We start from the raw sequence: 26,739 nt of genomic DNA on the forward strand, positions 1-26,739 counted from the left end.
GATGGCTACCGCGTCAGCCGCGCGCGAACCTCGGCGTAGGGATAGGCCTCCAGCGAGGCGAAACCAGGGAGCTGCCGCGCCTTGAGCCTGGTGAACACCGGTACGCTGATGCCGCAGAGAAAACGTGTCAGGCATTCGGTGCTGGGCGCGCTGCCCTTTAGCTGCATGTAGCGCTGACTGAATTCGACGCAGCGGCCGGCCAGGTCCGTTTGATCCAGTGGCGCCAGCGTCGGCGGTTCCGGCAGGTGCGCGACCTGTCCACGACAGACCGAGCAATGCCCGCAGTGCTGTGGTGCCTGGCGATCACCGAAATAGGCGGCCAGCCGCTGGCTCAGGCATTCGGCGGATTCGAACAGCGCCAGCATGTTGTCGATGCGGGTGATTTCACTGGCTTCGTGCTGCTTGAAATAGGCGTGCAGCTCGGCGCTCAGAGCTTCGGCATCGAAGCCCGTGTCGAGCAGCGCATAGACCTCGGTCATCTGCTTGCTCTCCAGCTCGATCCAGCCCTTTTCCTGGAAGTACTCCAACGCCTTGACCACCCGCGCGCGGTCGGCGCCGTGTTGCTGATAAAGCGCGTCGAAATCCAGCGTGCACCAGGTCCGTGCCCGCGCCGAGCTGTGCACGATGGCCTCGACGAACTGCCGCCGCTCGCCTTCGAACTTCGCCACCAGCGCCTCGGGTTCGAGCAGGTACTTGAAGCGGTATTCGGCGAAGTAGGCGAAGCGTGGCGCGATGATGCCGCGCAGCTCCAGTTGCACCAGCAGGGTTTTCAGCGGCAGCTGGCGAATATTGCTCTGGTCCGATAGCTGATTGAGCATCAGCTCCCACTGCCCGCCGGCGCCGGCCTGCAGCAGCTCGTCGAGCACACAGCGGATGCCCTCGCGCTCCGGCGTATCGCCGTAGACGAAGTTCTGCAGCACGCTGAGGCTGTCGCGATTGGCCAGTACCAGGCAGTCGGACGGCTGTCCGTCGCGCCCGGCTCGGCCGATCTCCTGGCTGTAGTTCTCCACCGACTTGGGCAGGTCGTAGTGCACCACGTTGCGGATGTCCGCCTTGTCGATGCCCATGCCGAAGGCGATGGTGGCGACGATGCAGTTCAGCTCGCCGGCCATGAAGCGGCGCTGGATCGATTCGCGCAGCTCGTGCGCCATACCCGCGTGATAGGCGCTGGCCGGAAAACCGCGCTGCGCCAAGTGCTCGGCAATCTGTTCGGCGGTCTTCTGCTGGGTGACGTAGACGATGGTGGGCTGGCCGCTCTTGTCGCCCAGCCATTCCACCAGCCGGCGCTGCTTGTTGAAGCCGCTGACCGGCTCCACCAGCAGATTGAGGTTGGGCCGGTAGAAGCCGGTGGTGACCACGTCATCCGCGGCAATCGCGAATTTGCCCTGCATGTCGGCGATCACCGGCGGCGTCGCCGTGGCGGTCAGCAGCAGCACCTGGGGAATGTTGAACTGACGCTGGTAGTCGGGGAGCTTGAGGTAATCCGGCCGGAAGTTGTGCCCCCACTCGGAGATGCAGTGCGCCTCGTCCACTACCAGCAGCGAGATCGGCACCTGGCTGATGAAATTGCGAAAGCGCTCGTTCTTCAACCGCTCCACCGAAATCATCAGGATCTTCAGCTCGCCGGACTTGGCGCGCGCCATGGTCTCGCTGGCCTGCTCGCGGCTCTGCGCCGAGTCGATGCTGGCGGCGGCAATGCCGTGCCGGTGCAGGAACGCCAGCTGGTCCTGCATCAGTGCCAACAAGGGTGAGACCACCAGGGTCAGATGCGGCAACAGCAGCGCCGGCAGCTGGTAGCACAGGGATTTTCCGGAGCCGGTTGGAAAGATCGCCGCCACCGAGCGGCCGGCCACCACAGCGCGAATGGCCTGCTCCTGGCCGGTACGGAAGCGGTCGTAGCCGAATGTCTGGACGAGGGTCTGCTCGATCATGCGGAGTCACTCCTTTGACTGGAGGCCGGAAGGTAGCAAAAGGAGGGAGACGGTACTGCAAAGCGACCAACAAGTGGGGCCAGCCGTCTGGAAACACCGGGATCGGCGTGCGAGAAGGACTGGTCGCAGCGAAGCGGCGAGCCATTTCAGTCAATCGGCAGGATTGGAATCGACAATTACCGTTAGGTGGCTACCTAGTCCTACGATGGCCGGGCTCCTGAGAACAAGCACAAGCGCGCCCGATCAGGTGATCAGGCACGTGAACAGGACGGACCTATGACTAGAACAGGATGCCCTGCCATGCGTACATCCCTTATCGCCACTGCCCTGCTGCTTTCCTCTCTCGCCCAGGCCAATGACGTCAAAGCCACGCCCTATACCTACGGCACCCAGCTGGACGTCGCCGCGGTCCTTTCGCTGGAGCTCAAGCCGACTCCGTACTGCGAAGTAACCGACGCGGTGATGACCTATCGCGATTCGACCGGAGCCGAGCGCAAGCTGGCTTACCGGACGCTGGCAGAAGCCTGCAGATATCAGAACTGATCACCAGCCGAGCCGGGCGGAAACGCAGCGGGCCCGAGCGCGACTGAGGCGCCGGGCCCAACGCAGGCGCGTGTCGGACTCGGTAGAGCGTCAGAAGCGATCGCGGATCACTACTTCATCGAATGGCAGCTTGCCGATGCGCGGCTTGGGCTCGGCGGCACGCTTGCCCACCGCGACCATCAAGGCGATCACATGGTTGTCTGGCAGGTTGATCAGTTTGCCGACCGCATCGAAATCGAAGCCATCCATGGGGCACGAGTCGAGGCCCTTGGCCCGCGCGGCGAGCATCAAGGTCTGCGCCATCAGCCCGCAGCTGCGCATGGTTTCGTCACGCTGGACCTGCGGTTTGCCACGGTAATAGGCGTCAATGGCGCCGGCCATGAAATCCTGCACCTCGCTTGGTGCACCGTCCCAGACGCGGCGGACATCCTTTTCCCAGCTATCGATCTGGGCGCAGATCACCACCAGCATCGAGGCGTCGGTCATCTGCGCCTGGTTCCAGCCCACTTCGCGAATCTGCGCACGCAGTGCCGGGTCGCTAACTTCGACCAGTCGTACGTGTTGCAGGTTGAAGGCAGACGGTGCCAGCAGCGCCAGCTGCAGCAGCTCGTCCTTTTCTTCACGGCTCAGCTGAAAGCTCGGGTCGTAGGCCTTGACGGCGCGACGGCTGCGGATGGCTTCTTCGGTATTCATGGCGGTGCCCCTCATAGAAAAACAGTGGCGCCATGCTAAGGGTGCCAATCGATCGAATCCATGCGCCTAAACCGATAAGAATCATCGACCCATTTGATCCGAGGCGCACCTGACGCAAACGAAAAAGCCGCCCGAAGGCGGCTTTTTCAAGGACGCGGCGGGCAGCTTAGAGCTGCGGGCCGGCGTTGCGGATGGCGTCGGAGACGTCGAACTTCTTGAAGTTCTCGACGAACTTGGCTGCCAGTTCCTTTGCGGCCTGATCGTAGGCGCTCTTGTCGGCCCAGGTGTTGCGCGGGTTCAGCAGCTGGGTGTCGACGCCGGCGACGGCCTTCGGCACGTCCAGGTTGATGATCGGCAGATGCTCGGTCTCGGCACCGATCAGCGCACCGCTCTGGATCGCAGCGATCACCGCACGGGTGGTCGGAATGTTGAAGCGCTTGCCAACGCCGTAGCCACCGCCGGTCCAGCCGGTGTTGACCAGGTAGACCTTGGAGCCGAAGCCGTTGATACGCTTGATCAGCAGCTCGGCATACTCGCCAGCCGGACGCGGGAAGAACGGCGCGCCGAAGCAGGTGGAGAAGGTCGACTTGATACCGCTGCCCGAACCCATCTCGGTGGAGCCGACCAGCGCGGTGTAGCCGGAGAGGAAGTGGTAGGCAGCCTGCTCGTTGTTCAGGATCGACACCGGCGGCAGTACGCCGGTCAGGTCGCAGGTCAGGAAGATGACCGCATTCGGCTCACCGCCGAGGTTCTTCTCGGAGCGCTTCTCGACGTGCTGCAGCGGGTAGGCGGCGCGGCTGTTCTGGGTCAGGCTGGCATCGGCGTAGTCAGGCAGACGGGTACGCTCGTCGAGCACCACGTTCTCCAGCACGGCGCCGAACTTGATGGCCTTCCAGATTACCGGCTCGTTCTTCTCGGACAGATCGATGCACTTGGCGTAGCAACCGCCCTCGATGTTGAACACGCGGCCAACGCCCCAGCCATGCTCGTCGTCACCGATCAGGTAGCGGCTTTCGTCCGCCGACAGGGTGGTCTTGCCGGTGCCGGACAGGCCGAAGAACAGTGTGGTGTCGCCGTCTTCGCCGATGTTGGCCGCGCAGTGCATCGGCAGCACGTCGACGTCCGGCAGCAGGAAGTTCTGCACGGAGAACATGGCTTTCTTCATTTCACCGGCGTACTGCATGCCGGCGATCAGCACTTTCTTCTCGGCGAAGTTGATGATCACGCAGCCATCGGAATTGGTGCCGTCACGCTCGGGAACGCACTGGAAGAACGGTGCGTTGAGAATGCGCCACTCGCTCAGGCTGGCCTGATTGAACTGCTCGGGGGTGATGAACAGGCAACGGCCGAACAGGTTGTGCCAGGCGGTCTCGGTGGTCATCTTGACCGGCAGGTAGTGCTCGGGATCGGCGCCGACATGGACATGGGAAACGAAGCTGTCACGCTCGGCGACGTAGGCTTCGACGCGATTCCACAGCGCTTCGAAGTTGCCAGCCGGGAACGGACGGTTGATCGGGCCCCAGGCGATCTTGTGCTGGGTGCTGGGCTCTTCGACGATAAAGCGGTCAGCCGGAGAACGACCCGTGCGGTGCCCGGTCTTCACCACCAGAGAGCCATTGGCGGACAGTTCGCCCTCTCCGCGCTTGACGGCTTCTTCAATCAGTTGAGCGGTGCTGATGTCGGTGTACACGGCGTTGGTGGCTTGCGTCATGAGTGTTCCCGTCGGCCCTGGGCCGATTCCTCCATGCTGTTGTAGCCCGCCAAAGAGCGAACTACATCGAAAAAAGTGCGCGCGATTATGCCAGATAATGCGCCGCGCTGGGTATGAGGCCGTGATGGCCAAATAGTTCATTGCCTGGCTACTGATCCATCCTCGCCTCGCTACCCACCGTATCGAACGGCCGACTGCCGCGCAGCCGATGAAGTCAGTGACGAGTATCCGATGGGCTGTCGCTGCCACCGCCGGCGAACAGCTGAGCCACATCGGCGGCGTCGTAGGTATATTTCTCGTTGCAGAACTGGCAATCGATAGTCACCGCCCCGCCCTGCTCGGTGACGAGCTGCTGCGCATCTTCCTCACCCAGGCTGATCAATGCACGAGCCGAACGCTCGCGCGAACAGCTGCAGCGGAAACGGATCGGCAGTGCATCGAACAGACGCAGCTGCTCTTCGTGATACAGACGGTGCAACACCGTCTCGCCATCTAGCCCGAGCAACTCTTCTGCGGTAAGGGTATCAGCCAGGGTACGCAGGTGCTGCCAGCTGGCGTCGCGCTCCTCGGCATCCTTGATGCGGTCGGCCGGCAGCTGCTGCAACAGCAAGCCACAGGCGCGACGGCTGTCGGCGTTCAGCCAGAAGCGCGTCGGCAGTTGTTCGGAAGTGGCGAAGTAGTTGGTCAGGCACTCAGCCAGATTGATGCCATCCAGATCGACGATGCCTTGATAGCGCTGACCATTGGCGGGGTCGACGGTGATCGCCAGCATGCCTTCGGGCATCAGCTCGCCCAGGGTAGCGCCCGCCTGGATCTGCTCGGCATGGTAGCGGGCGATGCCGCGCACATCACGGGCGCTGGAACACTCGACCATCAGCAGCGGCACGGCACCGCTGGAGCGGGCCTGGAGAATCAGCAGCCCGTCGAATTTGAGCGTGCCGACCAGCAACGCAGCGGCAGCCAGCAATTCGCCGAGCAGCTGGGCGACGGGTTCCGGGTAGCTGTGCTTGGCCAGGACATGCTGGAAGCTGTGGTCTAGCGTGGCGATCTCGCCGCGAACATCGGAATCATCGAAGAGAAAACGCTGGGTCTGGTCGGACATGCCGGGGCTCGCAGGAAACGGCGGAGGAAGCGGCGATTTTAGGCGCAAAGCCAGCGCGGACCAAGGGCGGCCGCCGGGTGGCTGCCCCGAACACGGCGAAGCTGAACCGCGGCTGAACGGCTGGCAGATGGCCAGGACAGGCGCAATGACGCGCACTACCATCGCGCGCCATCGAAATCCGCGGTGGAAATTAGCCATGTCCATGAATACCCCGCAGGCCCGCTGGCGGCCGCTGCCATTGCTGGTCTCGCAGCTATTTGCCGGGCTGCTGTTGCTCAGCTGGCTATGGCCGACCACTCGGGCGCTATGGGATGCAGTCGACCACGCAGTGTTTCGGCTGCTCAACGGCTCGCTGGGGGCCGTCGGATGGTGGGACTGGCTGTGGGCGCTGAGCAGTATTCGCGTGTTCGACATTCTCGTCGGTGCGCTGCTGTTGACCTTGCTGATTCGCCGCGATTGGCTGTTTGCCCAACACCAACTGCGCCCGGCGCTGTTCACCTTTATCGGCTTGTTGCTGGTACTGCTGGTCATCCGTGTGCTGGTGACCAAACTGGCCAGCCACTTCGGCTGGCAGCACGCCAGCCCTTCGCTCGAGATCCCTGGCGCCTACCACCTGAGCGATCACTTCCCGCTGCTCGAGCGAGTGTTCGAGCTCAAGGATCGCTCCAGCCGCAGCTTCCCTGGCGACCACGCCTCGGTGTTGCTGATCTGGGGGCTGTTCATGGCGCTGTTCGCCCGTGGCAGCCGGCTGGCCGTGATACTAGGCGTCACGCTGCTGTTCATGCTGCCGCGCCTGGTCGCCGGCGCGCACTGGTTCAGCGATGACTTCGTCGGCGGCCTGCTGATCGCCGCGCTGGCACTCGGCTGGGGTTACTGCACGCCGGTCGCCGCGCACATCGCGGCACTGCTGCAATGGATCGTCCGTCCGCCGATGCAGCTTGCCGGCAAACTACCGCTGCTACGACGGATGGCTGTGCTGCGTGACTAGCCAGGTTTGAAGTCGCGCAGCAGCTGGATCTGCCGGCGCTGCTTCTTGCTCGGCCGGCCATCCGTCTGCATGCCCAGCGCACCTGCCTTGCGCTGGGCCGCCGCGTTCTCGCGCGCCGCCAGGCTTTGTGGCGTTTCCTCATAGAGCGTCTGCGCCTCGGGCGCGCCGCGGCGAACAGCGGACAGCGCACGAATGACCACCGTGCGCTCGTCAAAACCGATGCGAATCACCAGCTCGTCGCCTAGCTTGGGCTCCTTGCTGGGCTTGCAGCGCTCGCCGCGACAGTGCACCTTGCCACCCTCGATGGCAGCCTTGGCCAAGGCGCGGGTCTTGAAGAAGCGCGCGGCCCACAACCACTTGTCCAGGCGCACCTTGTCGTCGTCTTTTTCAGCCATCGTCCAGCTCTATCTCCTACACGTCGTTCTAGGGTGTTACAGACGGATGCAGATGTCATGCGCGCCGACTAGAATGCCGGCAAAATCTTCGGACGCTCCCATTGAAGAGACTCGACCCCCATACCGTGATCGGTCTGCGTGAGTGGATCGCCCTGCCGGATCTCGGTGTGGTGGGCCTGCGCGCGAAGGTCGATACCGGCGCCAGTACCTCGGCACTGCATGCTACCGAGATCAGCGAATTCGAACGCGACGGGCAGCGCTGGGTTCGCTTCACCGCGCATCTGGGCACGCTGGTGCAGCGCCGTCATCGCTGCGAGGCGCCGCTGGTCACCCGCAAGCTGATCAAGAGTTCCAACGGCCAGGTGCAGACACGCTACGTGGTGCGCACTTTGCTGGCGCTCGGCAGCCACGTGTGGCCGGTGGAGTTCACCCTCACCTGCCGCAAGACCATGCGCTACCGGCTGCTGCTCGGCTCGAAGGCACTGATCGACGGGCAATGGCTGATCGATCCGTCGCGAACCTATATCCAGGACAAACCCCAGATCCTCACTTCCTCCGGTGCCCAATGAAAATCGCCGTGCTGTCGCGCAATCCGCGCCTGTATTCCACCCGACGCCTGGTCGAAGCCGGTCAGCAACGGGGCCATGAGGTGGTGGTGATCGATACGCTGCGCGCGTACATGAACATTGCCAGCCACAAGCCGCAGATCCACTACCGCGGCAAGCCGCTGGAGGGCTTCGACGCGGTGATCCCGCGCATCGGCGCCTCGGTGACCTTCTATGGCTGCGCCGTACTGCGCCAGTTCGAGATGCAGGGTGTGTTCCCGCTCAACGAATCGGTCGCCATCGCTCGCTCGCGCGACAAGCTGCGCGCGCTGCAATTGCTATCGCGACGTGGCGTCGGTCTGCCGGTGACCGGCTTCGCCCACTCGCCGGATGACATCCCCGACCTGATCCGCATGGTCAATGGCGCGCCGCTGGTGATCAAGGTGCTCGAAGGCACCCAGGGCATCGGCGTGGTGCTCTGCGAAACCGAGAAAGCCGCCGAGTCGGTGATCGAAGCGTTCATGGGCCTGAAGCAGGACATCATGGTGCAGGAGTACATCAAGGAAGCCGGCGGCGCCGATATCCGCTGCTTCGTGGTCGGCGACAAGGTCATCGCCGCGATGAAACGCCAGGCCAAGCCCGGCGAATTCCGCTCCAACCTGCACCGCGGGGGCTCCGCCAGCCTGATCAAGATCACCCCGGAAGAACGCATGACCGCCATCCGCGCGGCCAAGGTGATGGGCCTGAACGTCGCCGGCGTCGACATCCTGCGTTCCAACCACGGCCCGCTGGTGATGGAAGTGAACTCCTCGCCGGGCCTGGCCGGCATCGAGGAAACCACCGGCAAGGACGTCGCCGGGCTGATCATCCAGTACCTGGAAAAGAACGGCGGCCCGCACCTGACCCGCACCAAGGGCAAGGGCTGATCGAGCAGCCCTGAGAGCCGGCTATTCCGCCGGCTTGCCCTGCACCGCATCGCGCGGCAACAGCAAGCCCAGCGGCAGGCTGACCCGGGCCTCCAGACCGCCGCCCTCGCGGTTGCGCAGTTCGACGATGCCGCCGTGCTGCGAGGCGATGCGCTTGACGATCGCCAACCCCAGCCCGGCGCCCTGCCCGCCACGGGCACGATCGCCGCGAATGAAAGGATTGAAGATGCCTTCCAGCTCGGCCGGATCGACCCCCGGGCCGCGGTCCAGCACGCTGAGCACCACGTACGGCGCGTGCTGGTCGCCAGAGACATAGGCTGCCACCTCCACCCCACCACCGGCGTAGCGCAGGGCGTTCTCGATCAGATTGACCAGCAGACGCTTGATCGACACCCGGCGCAGGGCGAACGGCGGCATCGGCTCGACGCACAGCCGCACGGTTTCCTGCTGCTGATTGTAGGGTGCCACCACTTCGCGGATCAGCTCGCCGAGGTCGGTGGTTTCCACCGGCTCGTCGCTGCCGTCGCGCACGAAGGCGAGGAACTGGTCGAGGATGGCGTTCATATCCTCGACATCGCGGATCATGTCCTCGGTCAGCTCGTCGTCGCTGCTCATCAGCTCCAGCGACAGGCGCAAGCGCGTCAGCGGCGTGCGCAGGTCGTGGGACACGCCGGCGAGCATCAGCTCGCGCTCGCGGCCGGCCTGCTCGACGTCCTCGGCCATCTGGTTGAAGGCGCGATAGACCTCGGTCATCTCGCTCGGCGTGTCACTGATCGGCAGCCGCACCCGTCGGCCCTTGCCGATCTGCCGTGCAGCGAAGACCAGCCGCTTGAGCGGCAGGTTGAGCTGGCTGACGAAGATCCAGGCCGCGCCGGTGGACAGCAGGCCGATACCGAGGAACCAGCCGAGCACGCTCCAGATGCGCTGGCCGCGCAGCGGATAGGCATAGAGCGGCACCTGCACCCAGTCCGGGCCGAGGTTTGGCGCGCGCACCCAGATCGCCGTGGATGGCTGGATACGCACGCGCACCTCGGTGTCGTCGCCCAGCTCGTCGCGCATCTGCCGCTGGAAGATTTCGGTGTAGGGCCAGTGATATTCGCTGCGCGGCACGTTCTGCTCGGCCACCGGCAGCAGGCCGGCGGCGCGGCCGATGCGATCGCGGTCCTCGAGATCGGCGGCCCAGTAGGCGCGCAGCGTCAGCGCCGCGCCGTGGCTGTACTGGCGGTCCACCAGCACGTCCTCGTTGGTCATCAGATAGACCAGCGTCAGGACCTTGGAGAACAGCACCACGATCAGCACCATCCACAGGGTGCGGGCGAAGAAGCTTTGTGGGAACCAGAGCGGAGTCTTCATGAAAAAGCCGCGGCACGCCTCAGGCTGCGGGCAAGGCGCCGAACGCGCCCGGAGCCTGCGACATGCCGTGGTCGACTCACTTGTTGCCGTCCGGCACGAACACGTAGCCGACACCCCAGACGGTCTGGATGTAGCGCGGCTTGGACGGGTCCGGCTCGATCAGCCGGCGCAGGCGGGAAATCTGCACGTCGATAGAACGCTCCAGCGCATCCCACTCGCGGCCACGGGCAAGATTCATCAGCTTGTCCCGGGTCAGCGGCTCACGGGCGTGCTGCACCAGCGCCTTGAGCACGGCGAACTCGCCGGTGGTGAGCATGTGCACCTCGTTGCCCTTCTTCAGTTCGCGGGTGGCCAGCGACAGCTCGTACTCGCCGAAGGTGACGGTCTCGTCTTCGCTGGCCGGCGCGCCGGGCACCTGCGGCGCCTGCCGACGCAGCACCGCACGGATGCGCGCCAGCAGCTCGCGAGGGTTGAACGGCTTGGCCAGGTAATCATCGGCGCCCTGCTCCAGCCCCTGAATACGGCTGGCTTCGTCGCCCTTGGCGGTGAGCATGATGATCGGGATCTGATTGTTGCCCTCGCGCAACCGACGGCAGGCGGACAAACCGTCCTCGCCCGGCATCATCAGATCGAGCACCACCAACTGGAACAGCTCGCGGCTGAGCAGGCGGTCCATCTGCTCGGTGTTTTCCACGGTACGGACGCGGTAACCCTGCTCATCGAGAAAACGCTCGAGCAGACGCCGCAGACGGGCATCGTCATCGACGATGAGGATCTTTTCGCCTTCGTTGGCTTGCGCAGTGCTGCTCATGGGAACTCCCGGATGGTCGACGGCGCATTATTGCGCAGTGTGGATCGGCCCTACTGCGAGCCATTGTTAGCAGATTTTTCTCGCAACCGTCTCGCTCCGGGCGCCTCGCAGGCTTCAGAGCAGCACGGCAAGCCAGACGACGGCAATGGAAACCAGTCCGACAAGCTGAGCCGCACTGCCCAGATCCTTCGCGCGTTTGGACAGGGGATGGATTTCCAGCGACACCCGATCGACCACCGCCTCAATGGCAGAATTGACCAGCTCGATGGCGAGCGACATCAGCACCGGCAGGACCAGCAGGGCGCGCTCCACAGGCGTGCTGCCAGCCATGAAGGCGACGGGTATGAGCACGCAGGCAAGCAGAGCCAGCTGACGAAAGGCCGCTTCATGCCGCCAGGCCGCGGCGAGGCCGGCAAAGGAATAGCCGACCGCCTTGGCGATGCGTCCGAAACCTGGCTTGCTCTTGAAGGCAGACGCCTCGTTGGTCGCTTCGACTTTCATCTCTCACCCGCTCGTTAGGAACTGCCCATCCGGCTCATGACCGGTCATCGACACCCACTGTCGAATGCTGGACATTCTTGATATCATATTGATATCAATCAAGGACGATTCGGTTTCCGACGAACAGTCGTGTGGCGGTTTAAAGCGTGCAAGCGCCTAGCCGAAACACTGTTCAGGACGCTACAGGTCGCGCCCGAAACCACCGTAGGTGACTCTTGCTTCTCTTTCGCCCAAACCGGCAGCTCCCGACCCCGCTCGGACTGGACGGTATCGAATGGCCGATTTTCGCGCTCAATGAAGGACGCCTGCATTGGATCATGGCGGAAAAAGCGAGCGATGCGGCACTGCTGACCCGGCAAGCCATCGGGAACATGGAAGCCAGCAAGCGGGCCGCGATGATAGCGGATGCTGGCCGTCAGCAACACGTCCTGGCCGATCTGCCGGCTGACGCGGGCCCTGGCGAACTGTTGGTTCTGACCCTGACGCCGGGCCACTTCGAAGCGACGCTGCAGCGCCTGGATTCCGAACTGGATCGCTCGGGCAACATGCGCGCCCGGTACATCCTGCTCAACCTTCCCATCCAGGCCTGGGAGCGCCTTGCAGGGCCGCGCCTCTCAAGCTGGCTGACGCAGATCGGCGCCTGGCTGCTCGAGCGTCGCGCGACACTGCTGATCGTCAGCGACGGTGTCAGCGACGCCCTGAGCGAGCGCTTGCTCCGACTCAGCCATTGCCTGGCCGGTTTCGCCTCGCTTACTCAGACGCCGTCCGGGACCCGTCTGTATATGCATCACTGGCAAAGCGAGCGCGGGATGACCAGTGCCCGCCAATTCGCCCTCCGCCACCAGACGGACGGGTTCCAGTTATCGGGCGGAGAGCTCGGCGAGGTGCTCGAGCACCCCGATCAGGGACGTTTCTATGCGGAACGCAGCGTGCTGGAAGGGGTGCACAACCTATCCACGCAGTGGCGCCTGTTCGAGAGCAGAGCGGCCCTACTGGCGCATGCCGAAACCGCCAGGGCAGCGAGCATCATCTTCGCGATCACCGATAACGAGCAGGTCGACGAGCTGGCCCATCAGCTCAATCGGTTGCGTCGTACCTGCGGCAACCAACTGAAGCTGGTCATCCGGGAAACGGCGCCCTGCCTGCGCTATCGGGACGAACAGCTGCTGCTGGCTGGCGGCGCGTCGCTGGTCGTTCCTTTCGGTACTTCTTTGCCGCGCTTCCTGACGATGATCGAGAGCGCTCAGGGGCATATCTGGCAGCGCCAGCTCAGCGACATTGACGCCAGCCTCGACAAGCTAAAACCGCTACCCCTGCGTGGCCAGCTGAGCCCTCGCAGCTTCGCCGAAGCCGCCCGGGAAATGTGGCTCGGCAGCGCAACGGGCGAGATCATCCATCAGCTGGTTCGGCTGCAACCCGTACCCGGCCTGAGCCTGGAGCAGGTGCTTGGCCAGGCTCATCTGCGGCGTAACGGCGACATCGCCTGCATCGTCGACAAAGCGCTGTATCTTTTTCTTTTCGCCTGCCGCGCTGAGTCGCTCGAGGCGGCGCTGGACAACATCTTTGGCGTCACCTGGCAGGAGCTGTTCCTTGGCCTCGAACAGCTGGCAGATCTCGAGCCTCTGTCCAGCCCCGGTTTCCATGGCGAAAGCTTGTCATTGCCCGGCAACGAGACGCTTGTCAACGAACCGGCGCCGGGTCGACAGCTTCAACCACGCCCCCTGACCCTTTCGCTGGTGACGCATCCATGACGCTCGAGCAGCTCCTCGAGGTCGCCAGTCTGTTCCTGGCGATCGGCATCGGTATCGGCTGGTTGCTGACCCGGTACGGCCCCACGGCGCTGCGTGCATTCGATCGAATGCTTCCGCCCCGCTACCTGAAAAGGGCAGCGATACGCCGTCGTTCCACTGGATCGGGAGACTTGCCATGAATGCGCCGGAGCGGCTGATCGTACCCGCGCCCCCGGTTACCCGCTGGCCGGGCCTGGGTGTGTGGAATCTGTATTTCCTGCTGAAGTTCCTGTTGCTGGGCCTTGGCCTGCTGAATTTCCAGGCACTGCCGAATCTGGTGTTCGCGGCGTTTCTGGTCGCGCCCGTTCCGGGCTCCCCGTGGCGCGTCGTGCGGCAGCTGATCGCGATTCCCGTGGGTATCGCGCTGCTGTACCACGACACCTGGCTCCCCCCGTTCGACCGGTTGCTGGCGCAACCGGGGGTGCTGGATTTTTCCCCCGCCTATCTCGTGGAGCTAGCCGGACGCTTCGTCGACTGGACCGTGCTCGGCCTTTGCGCCTTGCTGGTGATTGGCTACAGCTACATGGCGAACTGGATTCGCCTGTCCACGATCTGCCTGGCCGGCCTGATCTGGCTGAACCTGGGCAGCATTCCGCTGCTAGCATCACCACCGCGCGCAGACGCCGCCCCCGCCGTGGCGTCCGCACAAGGCAACGACGCGCCGCCGGTTCAGGACAACGTGGCGCTGGATACCTGGCTGGAGAATTTTTTCCGCACCGAGGCCACGCGGCAGACGCAGTTCCCCCTGCGCAGCGAGCAAACCGCGGCGTTCGACGTGCTGTTCATCAATGTCTGCTCGTTGGCCTGGGACGACCTGGACGCGGTCGAGTTGCGCGACAACGCTCTGCTCAAACGCATGGACGTCATCTTCGACCGCTTCAACTCCGCCACCTCCTACAGCGGGCCGGCAGCTATCCGGCTGCTGCGCGCCAGCTGCGGTCAGCCCCGACACCAGGCCCTGTACGAACCCGCGCCGGAACAATGCCTGCTGTTCCAGAACCTGGCCAACCTGGGTTTCCACGCCGAAACCCTGATGAACCACAACGGCAAGTTCGACGGCTTCGCCGGTGAAATCGAAGCCCAGGGCATGCCCCAGCCGGTGCTGGCAAGCCAGAAATTCGCGCGTGCGCTGGCAGGCTTCGACGGCTCGCCGATCGCCGGGGATTTCGACGTGCTCAACGGCTGGTGGCAGCGCCGTCAGGCATTGCCGGAACCCCAGGTCAGCCTCTTCTACAACAGCATCAGCCTGCACGACGGGAACCGCATCGTCGGAGCGGATGGCAATGCCCAATCGGCGGCGTACCGGCCCCGCGCACAGCGCCTGCTGGATGACCTCAACCGTTTCATCGACGAGCTGGAGCGCAGCGGTCGGCCGGTCGCCTTGCTGCTGGTACCCGAACACGGAGCGGCGTTGCATGGTGACCGCATGCAGATCGCCGGCATGCGCGAGATCCCCCGGCCATCGATCACCCAGGTGCCCGTCGGCCTGAAACTGATCGGGATGGACGCCCCCCACGGCACGCAGCCCCTGCACATCCAGCAGCCAACGAGCTTCCTCGCGCTTTCCGAGCTGGTTTCCCGGCTCTACGCCGCCCGTCAGCAGGGCAGCACCCCAGACCTGGACGCGCTGGTAGCTGACCTGCCGCAGACCGAGCTGGTCTCCGAAACGGCCGGCGCACAGGTGATCGAGCGCGCAGGAAAACCGTACGTACGTCTCAGCGGCCAGACCATCTGGCTTCCTTATCCAAACCGGTTCGAGTAGCTCGCTTATGGAATCGCTGGTCCTGCCGTCGCAACAAGACGATGTCGACAACCTGAAACGCCACCTGGGCATGCCGAAGCTCGACTATCAGGACATCTCCGCGTCGCTGGCACTGGACAAGGCCGTTCAGCGCTGGCCGCTGCTGAGCGAGCTTTCCGTCGTTGCGCACCTGAACAGCGCGCTCGACAGCGTCTCGCTCGAGAACGCCAGTGTGGCCGTGGCCAGCAGGCGTCCGGCATGAAGCAGCTCGTGCTGCGCGGCGTGCGCGGCGGAATCGGCGCCACCTCGCTGCTGGCCGGCCTCGGCATCGCCCTGCATGAACAGGGCGAGCGGGTACTGCTGGTCGATCTCAGCCCGGACAACATGCTGCGCCTGCATTTCAATGTCGACGTTGCGCACGCCGCCGGCTGGGCACGCGCGCAATTGAAGGCAGCGCCCTGGCACGAGACCGCCCTGGAACTGCTTCCGGACCTGCACCTGTTGCCGTACGGCGAGCTTGGCGGGGCGGAGATTTCCCGGATTGAAGGCCAGCTCTGCGTGGATTCGACCTGCTGGGCGCAGCGTTGTGGCTTGGTGGCACACAACTACGACTGGGTGCTGTTCGACCTGCCGCAGCGGCTGCCGGGCCATCGCGCAGTTGTGTCGGAAGCGAATCGGGCCGACGTGCTGATCGATCTGGCTACACCCGACCCCGGGTGCCACGTGCTGCTGCAACAGCGCCCACGCCCGGATGCGGATCTCCTGCTGATCAACCGCTTCAATCCGGCCAGCCAGCTGCAGCGCGATCTGCTGCTGCTCTGGCGCAGCCAGCCCAAGAGCAACCGGCAACCGCACCTGATCCACGAAGACGAAGCGCTGCCGGAAGCCCTGGCGCACAAGCTGCCGATAGGTCATTACGCACCGAAAAGCCTCGCCGCCAGCGACCTGCGCAGCCTGGCGCTATGGTGTCTGGCCCAGCGAGCGAAGTGCTGATATGCCCAACCCGCTGACCTACTACCAGTACATCCGCTATCGGCGCGGTGCCAGCCCGATTGCCGCGCTGAGCTGGCTGATCGCCTACATGGCAGCCTGGTTGCTGCTGCGCCTGGATGCCCCTGGCTGGCAGTGGGTCATGGCCGAGCGCAGCAGGCTGTATCCGCACGTCGCGGGCAAGCGGCCCACCGCCGGCGACCCACTGCGGATCGTCATCCAGAGCATCTGGCTGCTCGTCGCCCGCGCGCCCCGGTCCGCGCCGGCGCGCTCGCTGGGCGATCGACTCCGCTCGACCTGGCAGCGACTGCGCAGCGTCGCGCAGCAGCTGCCCAGGCCGCCGCGCCTGCGGCACAGGCGGACGTTCGACCTGCCTGGCTTGCGCAATGCCGAAGCGCGCGTCGGACGGGCCGAGCGCTGGCTTTCCAGCCTATCGAAACCCGTCCGCTATGCGTTCAACATCGCCATCGGCGCACTGGCCATACTACTTGGCATTCTCTGTATCACCGAACCGTTCGGCTATACCGCGCAGGTCACCTTCGTGCTCCTGCTCTGGGGCCTGGCCCTGCTGGTCCGGCGCGTCCCCGGGCGCTTCGCGGTGCTGATGCTGATCGTGCTGTCAGCCATCATTTCCTGCCGCTACCTGTGGTGGCGTTACACCGCCACGCTGCATTGGGATTCCTATTTCGACCTGGCGTGCGGCATCACCCTGCTCGTGGCGGAGACCTACTCCTGGATCGTCCTGATCCTCGGCTACGTGCAGACCTGCTGGCCGCTGGATCGCAAACCCGCCCCGCTGCCGGAAGACAGCGGCAGCTGGCAGTCGGTCGACCTTTTCATCCCGACCTACAACGAAGATCTCTCGGTCGTGCGCACCACGGTGCTCGCGGCACTGGGCCTGGACTGGCCACGCGACAAGCTGAACGTTTACATCTGCGATGACGGCCGCCGGGACAGTTTCAAGCAGTTCGCCGAGGAAGTCGGCGTGGGCTACATCGTCCGCCCGGACAACAAGCACGCCAAGGCAGGCAACCTCAACCATGCGCTGACCGTGACCCACAGCGAGCTGATCGCCATCTTCGATTGCGACCACATACCCGTGCGCTCCTTTCTCCAGGTCACCACCGGATGGTTCCTGCGCGATCCGAAGCTGGCGCTGGTACAGACGCCGCACCACTTCTTCTCACCCGATCCGTTCGAACGCAACCTGGGCTCATTCCGTCGCAAGCCCAACGAAGGCGAGCTGTTCTACGGCCTAGTGCAGAACGGCAACGACATGTGGAACGCGTCGTTCTTCTGCGGATCCTGCGCCGTGCTGCGCCGCGACGCAGTGGAAAGCATCGGCGGGTTCGCGGTGGAAACCGTCACCGAAGATGCCCACACGGCGCTGCGCCTGCATCGTGCCGGATGGAACTCAGCCTATCTGGGCACGCCACAGGCGGCGGGGCTGGCCACCGAAAGCCTGTCGGCGCATATCGGCCAGCGGATACGCTGGGCGCGCGGCATGGCGCAGATTTTCCGCACCGACAACCCGCTGCTCGGTCCAGGCCTGACGATCTTCCAGCGCCTCTGCTACGCCAATGCGATGCTGCATTTTCTCGCGGGCCTGCCCAGGTTGATCTACCTGACGGCACCGCTCGCGTTTCTCCTGCTGCACGCCTACATCATCTACGCGCCGGCGCTGATGATCGTGCTCTACGTGCTGCCGCACATGATTCATGCCAGCCTGACCAGTGCCAGAATGCAGGGCGAGTACCGGCATTCGTTCTGGGGCGAGGTGTACGAGACGGTACTGGCCTGGTACATCGCGCGGCCCACCACGGTGGCGCTGTTCAACCCGGGCAAGGGCAAGTTCAACGTCACGGCCAAGGGCGGGCTGATCGATCACGATCAGTTCGACTGGCGCATCGCGCGCCCCTACCTGGTCCTGGCGGCCTTGAACGTGGCCGGTCTCGGATTCGCCGTCTGGCGCCTGTTCACCGGCCCGGCCAGCGAAATCGGCACGGTTCTGGTCAGCTCCGCCTGGGTCATCTACAACCTGCTCATCATCGGCGCAGCGGTGGCGGTCGCATCTGAAGTCCGGCAGATACGTCGCGCCCACCGTGTCATGGCCCAGCTGCCGGCCTCGCTGAAGCTCGCCAACGGTCACGCCTACCCCTGCACGCTGCTGGACTTCGCCGAAGGCGGTGCGGGCCTGCAGATCCCGGCGGGGCTCAAGGTGGACATGGATCAGCCGGTCTCCCTGATCCTTCAGCGCGGGGATCGCTCGTTCATGTTTCCTGGTCGAGCCTCCCGGCAGATCGGCGAGCGCCTGGGCATCCGCCTCGACAATCTCGACCTCGCCCAGCAGATCGACCTGGTCCAGTGCACCTTCGCCCGGGCCGACGTCTGGCTGAACCGCCACCAGGATTTCGAGACGGACCGGCCGCTGCACAGCTTCATTGAAGTGCTGCGTATCGGCGGACGCGGCTACCACCGCCTCTACGAACAACTGCCGAGCGTCCTGAGCAGACCCCTTCGCCCGTTTCTTCGGTTAGCCGCCTGGCTACTGAGCTACTGCCCTCGTACTCCAGCCTCTAAATCCCTGGTAACCCCGTCATGATCACCCGAACCTATTCCCGGACGCTGCTCACCGCCCTGCTGTGGGCATTCAGCGCTGCCGCCTTCGCTGAGCCGAGCCTCGACGCCGACAGCACGCCGCCGAGCTGGAACTCCAGTCGCAGCTTCAGCGACCTGGGCCGTACCCGCGACCAGTTGCTGCTTGGCATACGCAACGCGGAGCAGGTCGAGTTCCGCCTGCGTCATGACCGGATAGCCACCGCCGCCACCCTGCACCTGGACTACACGCCATCGCCGGCGCTGATCCCGGTGCTGTCACACCTGCGCGTGTATCTGAACGATGAGCTGATGGGCACGCTGCCGATCACCCAGGAGCAGGTCGGCCAGCGTGTTCGTCAAGAGCTGGCCCTGGACCCGCACCTGCTGGGCGATTTCAACCGGGTGCGGATCGAATTCGTCGGCCACTACAGCGATGTCTGCGAAGACCCCGCGCACAGCGGCCTGTGGCTGAACCTGGGTCGTCAGAGCCGGGTCAGCCTGCACGAGCAGGCGCTGGACGTCACCGGCGACCTGGCCTGGTTCCCGCTGCCCTTCTTCGACGAGCGCGACACCCAGCAGCTCAATCTGCCGGTCGTCTTCACCGGCACGCCGACCCTTGGCGAGCAGCGGGCCGCAGGCATTCTCTCGTCCTATTTCGGCAGCCTGGCCGCCTGGCGAAGCGCGACCTTTCCGGTGTTGTTCGATGCCCTGCCGTCGACGCAGGAGCGTCCGCAACCAGCGCTGGTGTTTGCCACCAACGACCGTCGTCCGTCTTTCCTCGCCGAGCATCCAGCAGCGGAAGGGCCGACCGTCGAGCTGATCGACCATCCGCAGGACCGCTACAGCAAGCTGCTGCTGATTACCGGCCGTAACGACGACGATCTGGTGGTCGCGGCGACGGCGCTGGCACTGGATCGCGGCCAGCTGCGCGGAAATCGGGTTCGCCTGGAGCAGGTCGAACCGCCGGCACGCAAGCCTTACGACGCCCCCAACTGGATCCGCACGGACCGCGCCGTACAGCTCGCCGAGCTGATCGACTACCCGCAGCAACTGCAGGTAAGCGGCCTTCAGCCCTATCCCATCACACTGGATGTCAACCTGCCGCCGGACCTGTTCGTCTGGCGCAACCAGGGCATCCCGCTGCAGACGCGCTATCGCTATACACCACCGGTGACCACGGACGAGTCCCGCCTGAACATCAGCGTCAACGATCAGTACATCAGCAGCATCCCCCTGCAGGGCAGCGACAGCCGCAACAGCGTGGAAAACCTGCGCCTGACCGTTCTCGCCTCGGACTCCACAGCCGAAAGCGAAAAGCTGCTGGTGCCTGCGCTGAAGATGGGTATGCGCAACAAGGTGCGCTTCGAATTCAACTTCGCCAGCAAACTGGGCAACGCCCAGCGCGATCGCTGCCAGACCTACCTGCCGACCAACATCCAGGCCGCCATCGACGAGCAATCGACGATCGATCTGTCGGGCTATCACCACTACATGGCCATGCCGGACCTGAAGGCCTTCTCGCGCAGCGGCTTCCCCTTCAGCCGGATGGCTGATCTGTCCGAGACCTTGGTGCTGACCTCGGCCCAGCCCGACGAGGCGCAGGTCGGCACCCTGCTCGATACCCTTGCTCTGATCGGCTCTCATACCGGCTACCCGGCATTCCGCGTGCGCATCACCGACAACTGGAAGTCTGCGGCGCAGGCCGACGCCGACCTGTTGCTGCTGGGCCCTCTGCCCAATGAGCTGGTCAACGATGCCTCCCTGCCGTTCCTGCTCGAATCGCCACGCAGCTGGTTGCAGCACGGCGCTGCCGGCACGGACGAACGGTCCGCCGGCGGCAAGCTGGGCATGAGCGCCAACGGTCCTCTGGCGGCGGTCGTCGGTCAGCAGTCACCCTTCAACTCCCAGCGCAGTCTCGTCGCCCTGCTTGCCTCGACGCCTACGGACTACGGCCTGTTGCGCGATGCGCTGACCGATTCGGGCAAGCAGGAAGCCTTCGCTGGCGCCGTTACCCTGATTCGCACCAGCGGCGTCAGCAGCCATGTCGTGGGCGAACCCTATTACGTGGGCAAGCTGCCCTGGTGGCTGCTGTTGTGGTTCCACCTTTCCGCACACCCCGTGCTGCTGGCGCTTCTGGCCGCAGCCAGTGTCGTGCTGTTCGCCATCGTGCTGTGGCGGGCCTTGCGCTGGGCTGCCGGGCGCCGCCTGAGCGATGCCGAGTAATCCGCCATGCGCAAGCCCCCGCTTCTTCTGCTCGCGGCATTGCTGCCGATCTGGAGCCATGCCGAGATCCCGGCCGATCGTGCCGAGCAGGCCCAGTGGCTGCTGGCACAGGTACATGCCGCCGAAGCCGTCAACCGTGACGAGCTGGTTCGTGACGCCCTGACACGGCTGCAACGTGTCGCGCCCAGCCATGCTCAGGCAACGCTGGCGCAGATGCGGCTTGCCTTGCACCAGCGAGACCTGCAGCAGCTGGCGGCGCTGCAGCAGAACCTGCAGCAGACCGCTGCCGGTAGCGAGGCCGAGCGCACCGGGCGGATGCTCGTAGAGCTGAGCAGTGAAGCGGGCCAGCAGCGCCTGCAGCAGGCCCGTCTGGCAGCCCTGGCTGGCCGGCCGGGTGACGCGCTGCAGGGCTTCAAAGCCCTCTATGGCGACCAGCCACCGACACTGGAGCTGGCCGTCGAATACTGGCGCCTGCGCAGCGCCCAGCCAGGGCAGCGCACGTCGGCGATCGATGCGTTGCGCCGCCTGGACGACGAGTACCCGGGCAACCCCCAGCTACGCCAGTTGCTGGCGAATCTGCTGTTTGCCGATGGGCAGGACAAGGCGGCGCTGGCATTGCTGGCCGAGTTGGGCCGAAACCCGGTGGCGACCGACGCCGCGGCACAGCGGGAGTTCGAGTACCTGGCTACCAGACAGATCGACGATAACGGACCCAAGGCATGGAAGTCGTTTCTGGAGCGCTATCCGAACGGGCGCTTCGCCAGTGACGCCCGGCAACACCTGGAGCGGCAACAGCGCCTGCTCGCCGACCCGCTCTGGCGGGCCGGTCAAGACGGTCTGCGCTTGCTCGATCAGGGGCAGGACGAAGCCGCCGAAGCCAAACTCCGCCTCGCGTTGCGTGGCTACCCGAAGGATCCTGAACTGCTTGGCGGCCTGGGCCTTGCCCTCATGCGCCCCGGTCATCGCCAGGAAGCCCTGGTGTACTTCCAGCGCGCCAAGGACAACGAGGCGGACATCGACAACCTGAGCAAGTGGAGCGACCTGATCGGCTCGACTCGCTACTGGCTCACCCTCGAGCAGGCTGACCAGGCACTGGAAAAGCAGCGGACCCGCGAAGCGGCGGCGCTGTATACCCGTGCGCTCAGGCAACAACCCGACAGCCCCTTCGCCTCGCTCGGCCTGGCCCAGGTCGCCGAAGCCGAAGGTCGCACCGACGAAGCCGAAATCGCCTATCGGCGCCTGCTTGCGCGTGACCCGGCAAACGGCGGAGCGATCCGCGGGCTGGTGCGCCTCTATCGAGCAGAATCCGCGGAGCGCGCGCTGGACTTCATCGAAACCCTCGCAGCGCCCCAGCGCCAGGAATTCAACGAACTACGCAACGGTTTGCTGCTGGCCCGCTATCAGCTGCAAGCCGACCAGGCACTGGAGCGTGGCGACCAGCCCGCGGCGATCGAGGCACTACGCCAGGCCCGCAAGCTCGATCCGAATGACCCGTGGCTGACCTACCGCCTGGCCAACTCACTACGTATGCAGGGCGCCTACTACGAGGCGGACAGCACCTTCGACGCCTTGCTCGAACGCAAGCCCGCTGACCCGACTACACGCTATGCGCACGCGCTCTACCTCGCTGCGGCCGAACGCGATGCCCAGGCCCTGGCCAGCCTGCAGCAGGTCAAGACGAGCGACTGGAGCGATGACATCCGCGTGCTTGCGACACGCGTCGAGCGGCGCGAATTCATGTCGCGCGTAGCCAAGCTGCGTGCGGCCGGGCGCGAAACCGCGGCGACCGAACTGATGCAGCAGCGCCTGCGCAGCCTCGGAGATTCGGTAGACGACCTCCTGTTGTTGGCCGACTGGGCGGTGGAGCGCGGCGAGCCAAGCGAGGCGCAGTCCTATCTGGCACGCGCGCTACGCATCGAACCGGACAACTCCGCAGCACGGCTCGCCCAGATCGAACTGCTGCTCGCCGCGGGCCAGGTGAATGAAGCCAGCCAGGCCCTGCATGACGCACCGCCACAGTTCAGCACCGATCAGCCGAACGCCGTTCGGCGCCTTGCCAATGGCTGGGCGGCCGTCGGCGAAGTGGCAAAGGCCCTGCAGATGCTCGAACACCTTGAGGCTCAGGTCGAGCTGCCGGCCCCACTGCTACGCCGCGATACCGCGCGCCTGTTGGCCGGGACCGATCCGGACCGTGCGATGAGTTACTACCGCAAGGCCATGGCCGATGCTGAACTGGTGCCAGAAGGCGCTAGCAATGCCGAACTGACCCAGGCTACCCGCGAGAACGAAACGGACGACTGGCTGATCCGCAGCCTGCGCAGCGATGTGGCGAACCTGCACCGGCAGCAGGATGTCACCGTTACGCTGCTGCATGACCACGGCTGGCGCAACGACGACGGCACCCCGGGCATCTCCGAACTGCTGACCGACACCACGCTGCTGCACGTGGAATGGCCGGCAGCAAATGGGCGCAGCTTTGCCCGCGCCGAGCGGCTGGCGCTGGATGCCGGCGCGCTCGAACGCGACGCTCCCTTTGGCGCTTGCGCGTTCGACGGCAGCAAATGCGCCGACAAGCGTCAGCAGGCCGAAGCCGCAGTGCTGGCAGGCGGTTGGCGTGACGAGCGCTGGGAAGCCGATCTGGGCCTGAGCCAGGGTTTCGAGATCGACAACTTCTACGGCGGCATCACCGGCCGGGGCGACGCCGGGCCTTTGGGCCTGTCGCTGAGTGCGTCGCGCCGACCGATGAGCAACTCGCTGCTGTCCTATGGCGGCAGCCGGGATCCCATGACAGGCGAGCAGTGGGGCGCGGTGACCGCGAACGGTAGCAGCCTTGGCTTGAGCTGGGACCAGGGCGGCGCACATGGCATCTGGGCCTCGCTGGGCTATCACTGGCTGCTTGGCGAAAATGTCGCGCGCAACAGTCGCACCACGGCAATGACCGGTTACTACTACAAGCTGGTCGACAGCCCCAGCGAGCGCGTGCGTACCGGCCTGACGTTCATCCACTTCGGTTACGACAAGGACCTGAGCGGCTACACGCTCGGTCAGGGCGGTTACTGGAGCCCGCAGAACTACAACTCCATCAGCGTGCCCGTGAGCTATGCCTGGCGTAACGAAGATTGGTCCGTCCTGCTGGAAAGCAGCGTCGGCTGGTCCGTATCGCAAAGCGATGGCGGCCCGGACTATCCGCTTGGATCGCACCGACGCCAGCTGGAAGCGCTCGATCCAGACATCGCCAATAGCGCAAGCGAAGGCTCGACCAATCGCGGCATCAGCTATCGACTGCAGGGATTGTTCGAACGGCGCCTAACCGATCATTTCGTCCTGGGCGGCGGCGTCAGCCTGCTGCAAAGCGAGGACTACGCCCCCAGCCGCGCGCTGCTCTACCTGCGCTACAACCTGATGCCCTGGCGCGGTGACCTGCCGCTGCCGGTCGAACCCTTGACGCCCTACGCGGACTTCCGCTGACGAAGCGGCCGTCTGACCGACCCAGTTGAAGCGGGCGCAGTTATACTTGCCCGCTTTTCTGGCCGGCCGGCCGTCATTCCGCCCGCAGGACATCACATGGACAGCATCAATTCCCGTATCGCCAACGAGCTGGGCGTGCGCCCGCAACAAGTCGCCGCCGCCGTGGCGCTGCTCGACGAAGGCTCCACCGTTCCCTTCATCGCCCGTTACCGCAAGGAAGTCACCGGCAGCCTCGACGATACCCAGCTGCGCAACCTGGAAGAACGTCTGCGCTACCTGCGCGAGCTGGACGAGCGCCGCGCCTCGATCCTCGCCAGCATCGAGGAACAGGGCAAGCTGACCCCCGAACTCAAGCGCGAGATCGACCTCGCCGACACCAAGACCCGCCTCGAAGACCTCTACCTGCCTTATAAGCAGAAGCGCCGCACCAAGGGCCAGATCGCCCTCGAAGCCGGTCTCGGTGAGCTGGCCGATGCGCTGTTCGGCAACCCGGACCTCACACCAGAGCAGGAAGCCGAGCGCTTCATCGACGCCGAGAAGGGCTTCGCCGATGTGAAGGCCGTGCTCGAAGGCGCCAAGTACATCCTCATGGAGCGCTTCGCCGAAGACGCCGACCTGCTGGCCAAGCTGCGCGACTTCCTCAAGCACAACGCCACCCTCAGCGCCCGTGTGGTGCCGGGCAAGGAGAACGAGGGCGCCAAGTTCAGCGACTACTTCGAGCATGACGAAGTGCTGAAGAACACCCCTTCGCACCGCGCGCTGGCGATCTTCCGTGGCCGTAACGAAGGCATCCTCAGCGTCAGCCTCAAGGTCGGCGATGAGACGCCGGGCAGCATGCACCCCGGCGAAGGCATGATCGGCGAACGCTTCGGCATCGCCAACCGGGGCCGCGCCGCCGACAAGTGGCTGGGCGAAGTGGTGCGCTGGACCTGGAAGGTCAAGCTCTACACCCATCTGGAAACCGATCTGCTCGGCGAGCTGCGCGACAAGGCCGAGGATGATGCGATCGGCGTCTTCGCCCGCAACCTGCATGACCTGCTGTTGGCCGCCCCGGCCGGCCCGCGCGCGACGCTGGCGCTCGATCCGGGCCTGCGCACCGGCTGCAAGGTCGCGGTGGTCGACGCCACCGGCAAGCTGCTGGAAACCGCCACGGTCTACCCGCACGCGCCACGCAACGACTGGGACGGCACCCTGGCGATCCTCGCCAAGCTCTGCGCCAAGCATGCCGTCGACCTGATCGCCATCGGCAACGGCACCGCCAGCCGCGAGTCGGACAAGCTGGCCGGCGAGCTGATCCAGAAAGTGCCCGGTCTCAAGCTCACCAAGATCATGGTCAGCGAAGCCGGCGCCTCGGTGTACTCGGCCTCGGAACTGGCCGCCAAGGAATTCCCCGATCTGGACGTATCCCTGCGTGGCGCCGTGTCCATCGCCCGCCGCCTGCAGGACCCGCTGGCCGAGCTGGTGAAGATCGACCCGAAATCCATCGGCGTCGGCCAGTACCAGCACGACGTGTCCCAGCTCAAGCTGGCGCGCTCGCTGGATGCAGTGGTCGAGGATTGCGTGAACGCCGTCGGCGTCGATGTGAATACCGCTTCCGCCGCGCTGCTGGCGCGCATCTCCGGCCTCAACTCGACATTGGCGCAGAACATCGTGCAGTTCCGCGATGCCAACGGCGCGTTCAAGTCGCGCAGCGAGCTGAAGAAGGTGCCGCGCCTGGGCGAGAAGACCTTCGAGCAGGCCGCCGGCTTCCTCCGCGTGATGAATGGCGAGAACCCGCTGGACGCCTCGGCGGTGCACCCGGAAACCTATCCACTGGTCAAGCGCATCGCCCAGGACACCGGGCGCGATATCCGCTCGCTGATCGGCGACTCGGCGTTCCTCAAGCGTCTAGACCCCAAGCAGTTCACCGATGAAGGCTTCGGCCTGGTGACCGTCAGCGACATCCTTCAGGAATTGGAAAAACCCGGCCGCGACCCGCGCCCCGAATTCAAGACCGCCGAGTTCCAGGAAGGCGTCGAGAAGCTCAGCGATCTCGAGCCGGGCATGGTGCTCGAAGGCGTGGTGACCAACGTGACCAACTTCGGTGCCTTCGTCGACATCGGCGTGCATCAGGACGGTCTGGTGCACATCAGCGCGTTGTCGGAGAAGTTCGTCAAGGACCCCTACGAGGTGGTCAAGGCCGGTGACATCGTCAAGGTCAAGGTCATGGAAGTGGACATCCCGCGTCAGCGCGTCGGCCTGTCGATGCGCATGAGCGATACGCCCGGTGCCAAGACCGACGGACCACGCGGTGGCCAGGCGCGCGGCAGCGCCGGCAAGCCGCAGGGCAACACACCGCGCAGCGAGCGCCATGCCAAGGAAGACAAGCCGGCACCGGCCAACGCCGCCATGGCCGCGCTGTTCGCCAACGCCAAGCAGCTGAGGAAGTAA

Annotated in this window: 21 protein-coding genes; 13 read left to right on the forward strand and 8 right to left on the reverse strand. The window is 64.9% G+C overall.

Annotation, left to right across the window (positions count from 1 at the left end):
* Window positions 1-5 precede the first annotated feature (5 nt).
* A complete protein-coding gene (locus BHD08_RS12840) occupies window positions 6-1,931 on the reverse strand; it encodes an ATP-dependent DNA helicase RecQ (protein WP_015278636.1) in 1,926 nt (641 codons plus the stop codon).
* A gap of 300 nt (window positions 1,932-2,231) precedes the next feature.
* On the opposite strand from BHD08_RS12840, the gene BHD08_RS12845 reads away from it, so the two are divergent.
* The gene (locus BHD08_RS12845; RefSeq protein WP_015278637.1) at window positions 2,232-2,474 is read left to right on the forward strand and encodes a DUF2790 domain-containing protein; all 243 of its coding nucleotides are present in this window, start codon (window positions 2,232-2,234) and stop codon (window positions 2,472-2,474) included.
* A gap of 90 nt (window positions 2,475-2,564) precedes the next feature.
* Here the strand turns inward: BHD08_RS12845 and BHD08_RS12850 are convergent, their stop codons facing one another.
* The 3 genes from BHD08_RS12850 to hslO all read right to left on the reverse strand — a co-directional run bounded on the left by BHD08_RS12850 (window position 2,565) and on the right by hslO (window position 5,980).
* Complete coding sequence (locus BHD08_RS12850) at window positions 2,565-3,167, reverse strand: nitroreductase family protein (protein ID WP_015278638.1); 603 nt, start codon at window positions 3,165-3,167, stop codon at window positions 2,565-2,567.
* 166 nt (window positions 3,168-3,333) lie between these two features.
* Window positions 3,334-4,878, reverse strand: a complete 1,545-nt coding sequence (locus tag BHD08_RS12855; protein WP_015278639.1) for a phosphoenolpyruvate carboxykinase — start codon at window positions 4,876-4,878, stop codon at window positions 3,334-3,336.
* A 214-nt stretch (window positions 4,879-5,092) separates the two neighbouring features.
* Window positions 5,093-5,980: an Hsp33 family molecular chaperone HslO gene (gene hslO, locus BHD08_RS12860; RefSeq protein ID WP_015278640.1), complete on the reverse strand. Its 888-nt coding sequence runs from the start codon at window positions 5,978-5,980 to the stop codon at window positions 5,093-5,095.
* A 196-nt stretch (window positions 5,981-6,176) separates the two neighbouring features.
* On the opposite strand from hslO, the gene BHD08_RS12865 reads away from it, so the two are divergent.
* Window positions 6,177-6,968, forward strand: coding sequence for a phosphatase PAP2 family protein (locus BHD08_RS12865; protein WP_015278641.1), 792 nt, complete (start codon window positions 6,177-6,179; stop codon window positions 6,966-6,968).
* Here the strand turns inward: BHD08_RS12865 and BHD08_RS12870 are convergent.
* Entirely contained in the window at window positions 6,965-7,363 is a 399-nt protein-coding gene (locus BHD08_RS12870) for an RNA-binding S4 domain-containing protein (RefSeq protein ID WP_015278642.1), read from the reverse strand. The two genes, BHD08_RS12865 and BHD08_RS12870, sit on opposite strands and share 4 nt — an antisense overlap.
* A 101-nt stretch (window positions 7,364-7,464) precedes the next feature.
* Between BHD08_RS12870 and BHD08_RS12875 the strand changes: the two genes are divergently transcribed.
* The gene (locus tag BHD08_RS12875) at window positions 7,465-7,932 is read left to right on the forward strand and encodes an ATP-dependent zinc protease (protein WP_015278643.1); all 468 of its coding nucleotides are present in this window, start codon (window positions 7,465-7,467) and stop codon (window positions 7,930-7,932) included.
* The gene (rimK, locus tag BHD08_RS12880; protein ID WP_015278644.1) at window positions 7,929-8,834 is read left to right on the forward strand and encodes a 30S ribosomal protein S6--L-glutamate ligase; all 906 of its coding nucleotides are present in this window, start codon (window positions 7,929-7,931) and stop codon (window positions 8,832-8,834) included. Before BHD08_RS12875 ends, rimK begins: the two co-directional genes overlap by 4 nt.
* Window positions 8,835-8,855: 21 nt before the next feature.
* Here rimK and BHD08_RS12885 read toward each other — a convergent pair whose 3' ends face one another.
* The 3 genes from BHD08_RS12885 to BHD08_RS12895 all read right to left on the reverse strand — a co-directional run bounded on the left by BHD08_RS12885 (window position 8,856) and on the right by BHD08_RS12895 (window position 11,499).
* Window positions 8,856-10,187 (reverse strand): ATP-binding protein, encoded by a 1,332-nt coding sequence (locus BHD08_RS12885; protein ID WP_015278645.1) that lies wholly within the window; start codon window positions 10,185-10,187, stop codon window positions 8,856-8,858.
* Window positions 10,188-10,263: 76 nt separating this feature from the next.
* Window positions 10,264-10,998: a two-component system response regulator OmpR gene (gene ompR, locus BHD08_RS12890; protein WP_015278646.1), complete on the reverse strand. Its 735-nt coding sequence runs from the start codon at window positions 10,996-10,998 to the stop codon at window positions 10,264-10,266.
* 114 nt (window positions 10,999-11,112) lie between these two features.
* Window positions 11,113-11,499 (reverse strand): diacylglycerol kinase, encoded by a 387-nt coding sequence (locus BHD08_RS12895; protein WP_125022685.1) that lies wholly within the window; start codon window positions 11,497-11,499, stop codon window positions 11,113-11,115.
* A gap of 215 nt (window positions 11,500-11,714) precedes the next feature.
* Between BHD08_RS12895 and bcsE the strand changes: the two genes are divergently transcribed.
* From bcsE to BHD08_RS12940, 9 genes are all read left to right on the forward strand, one after another.
* On the forward strand, window positions 11,715-13,250 hold the full coding sequence (gene bcsE / locus BHD08_RS12900) for a cellulose biosynthesis protein BcsE (protein ID WP_125022687.1): 1,536 nt from the start codon (window positions 11,715-11,717) through the stop codon (window positions 13,248-13,250).
* Window positions 13,247-13,429, forward strand: a complete 183-nt coding sequence (bcsF, locus tag BHD08_RS12905; RefSeq protein ID WP_125022689.1) for a cellulose biosynthesis protein BcsF — start codon at window positions 13,247-13,249, stop codon at window positions 13,427-13,429. Before bcsE ends, bcsF begins: the two co-directional genes overlap by 4 nt.
* On the forward strand, window positions 13,426-15,051 hold the full coding sequence (gene bcsG, locus BHD08_RS12910; RefSeq protein WP_125022691.1) for a cellulose biosynthesis protein BcsG: 1,626 nt from the start codon (window positions 13,426-13,428) through the stop codon (window positions 15,049-15,051). The genes bcsF and bcsG overlap by 4 nt, the downstream gene beginning before the upstream one ends.
* 7 nt (window positions 15,052-15,058) lie before the next feature.
* A complete protein-coding gene (bcsR, locus tag BHD08_RS12915) occupies window positions 15,059-15,292 on the forward strand; it encodes a cellulose biosynthesis protein BcsR (protein WP_125022694.1) in 234 nt (77 codons plus the stop codon).
* Window positions 15,289-16,023, forward strand: coding sequence for a cellulose biosynthesis protein BcsQ (bcsQ, locus tag BHD08_RS12920; protein WP_125022696.1), 735 nt, complete (start codon window positions 15,289-15,291; stop codon window positions 16,021-16,023). The genes bcsR and bcsQ overlap by 4 nt, the downstream gene beginning before the upstream one ends.
* A 1-nt stretch (window position 16,024) precedes the next feature.
* The gene (bcsA, locus tag BHD08_RS12925; RefSeq protein WP_125022699.1) at window positions 16,025-18,622 is read left to right on the forward strand and encodes a UDP-forming cellulose synthase catalytic subunit; all 2,598 of its coding nucleotides are present in this window, start codon (window positions 16,025-16,027) and stop codon (window positions 18,620-18,622) included.
* Window positions 18,619-20,841 (forward strand): cellulose biosynthesis cyclic di-GMP-binding regulatory protein BcsB, encoded by a 2,223-nt coding sequence (gene bcsB, locus BHD08_RS12930; protein WP_125022701.1) that lies wholly within the window; start codon window positions 18,619-18,621, stop codon window positions 20,839-20,841. The genes bcsA and bcsB overlap by 4 nt, the downstream gene beginning before the upstream one ends.
* A 6-nt stretch (window positions 20,842-20,847) precedes the next feature.
* On the forward strand, window positions 20,848-24,309 hold the full coding sequence (gene bcsC / locus BHD08_RS12935; RefSeq protein WP_125022703.1) for a cellulose synthase complex outer membrane protein BcsC: 3,462 nt from the start codon (window positions 20,848-20,850) through the stop codon (window positions 24,307-24,309).
* A 96-nt stretch (window positions 24,310-24,405) separates the two neighbouring features.
* Complete coding sequence (locus BHD08_RS12940) at window positions 24,406-26,739, forward strand: Tex family protein (RefSeq protein WP_015278647.1); 2,334 nt, start codon at window positions 24,406-24,408, stop codon at window positions 26,737-26,739.

It is taken from the genome of Pseudomonas sp. SCT (assembly GCF_003864275.1).
GTDB classification, from domain to species: domain Bacteria; phylum Pseudomonadota; class Gammaproteobacteria; order Pseudomonadales; family Pseudomonadaceae; genus Stutzerimonas; species Stutzerimonas stutzeri_AE.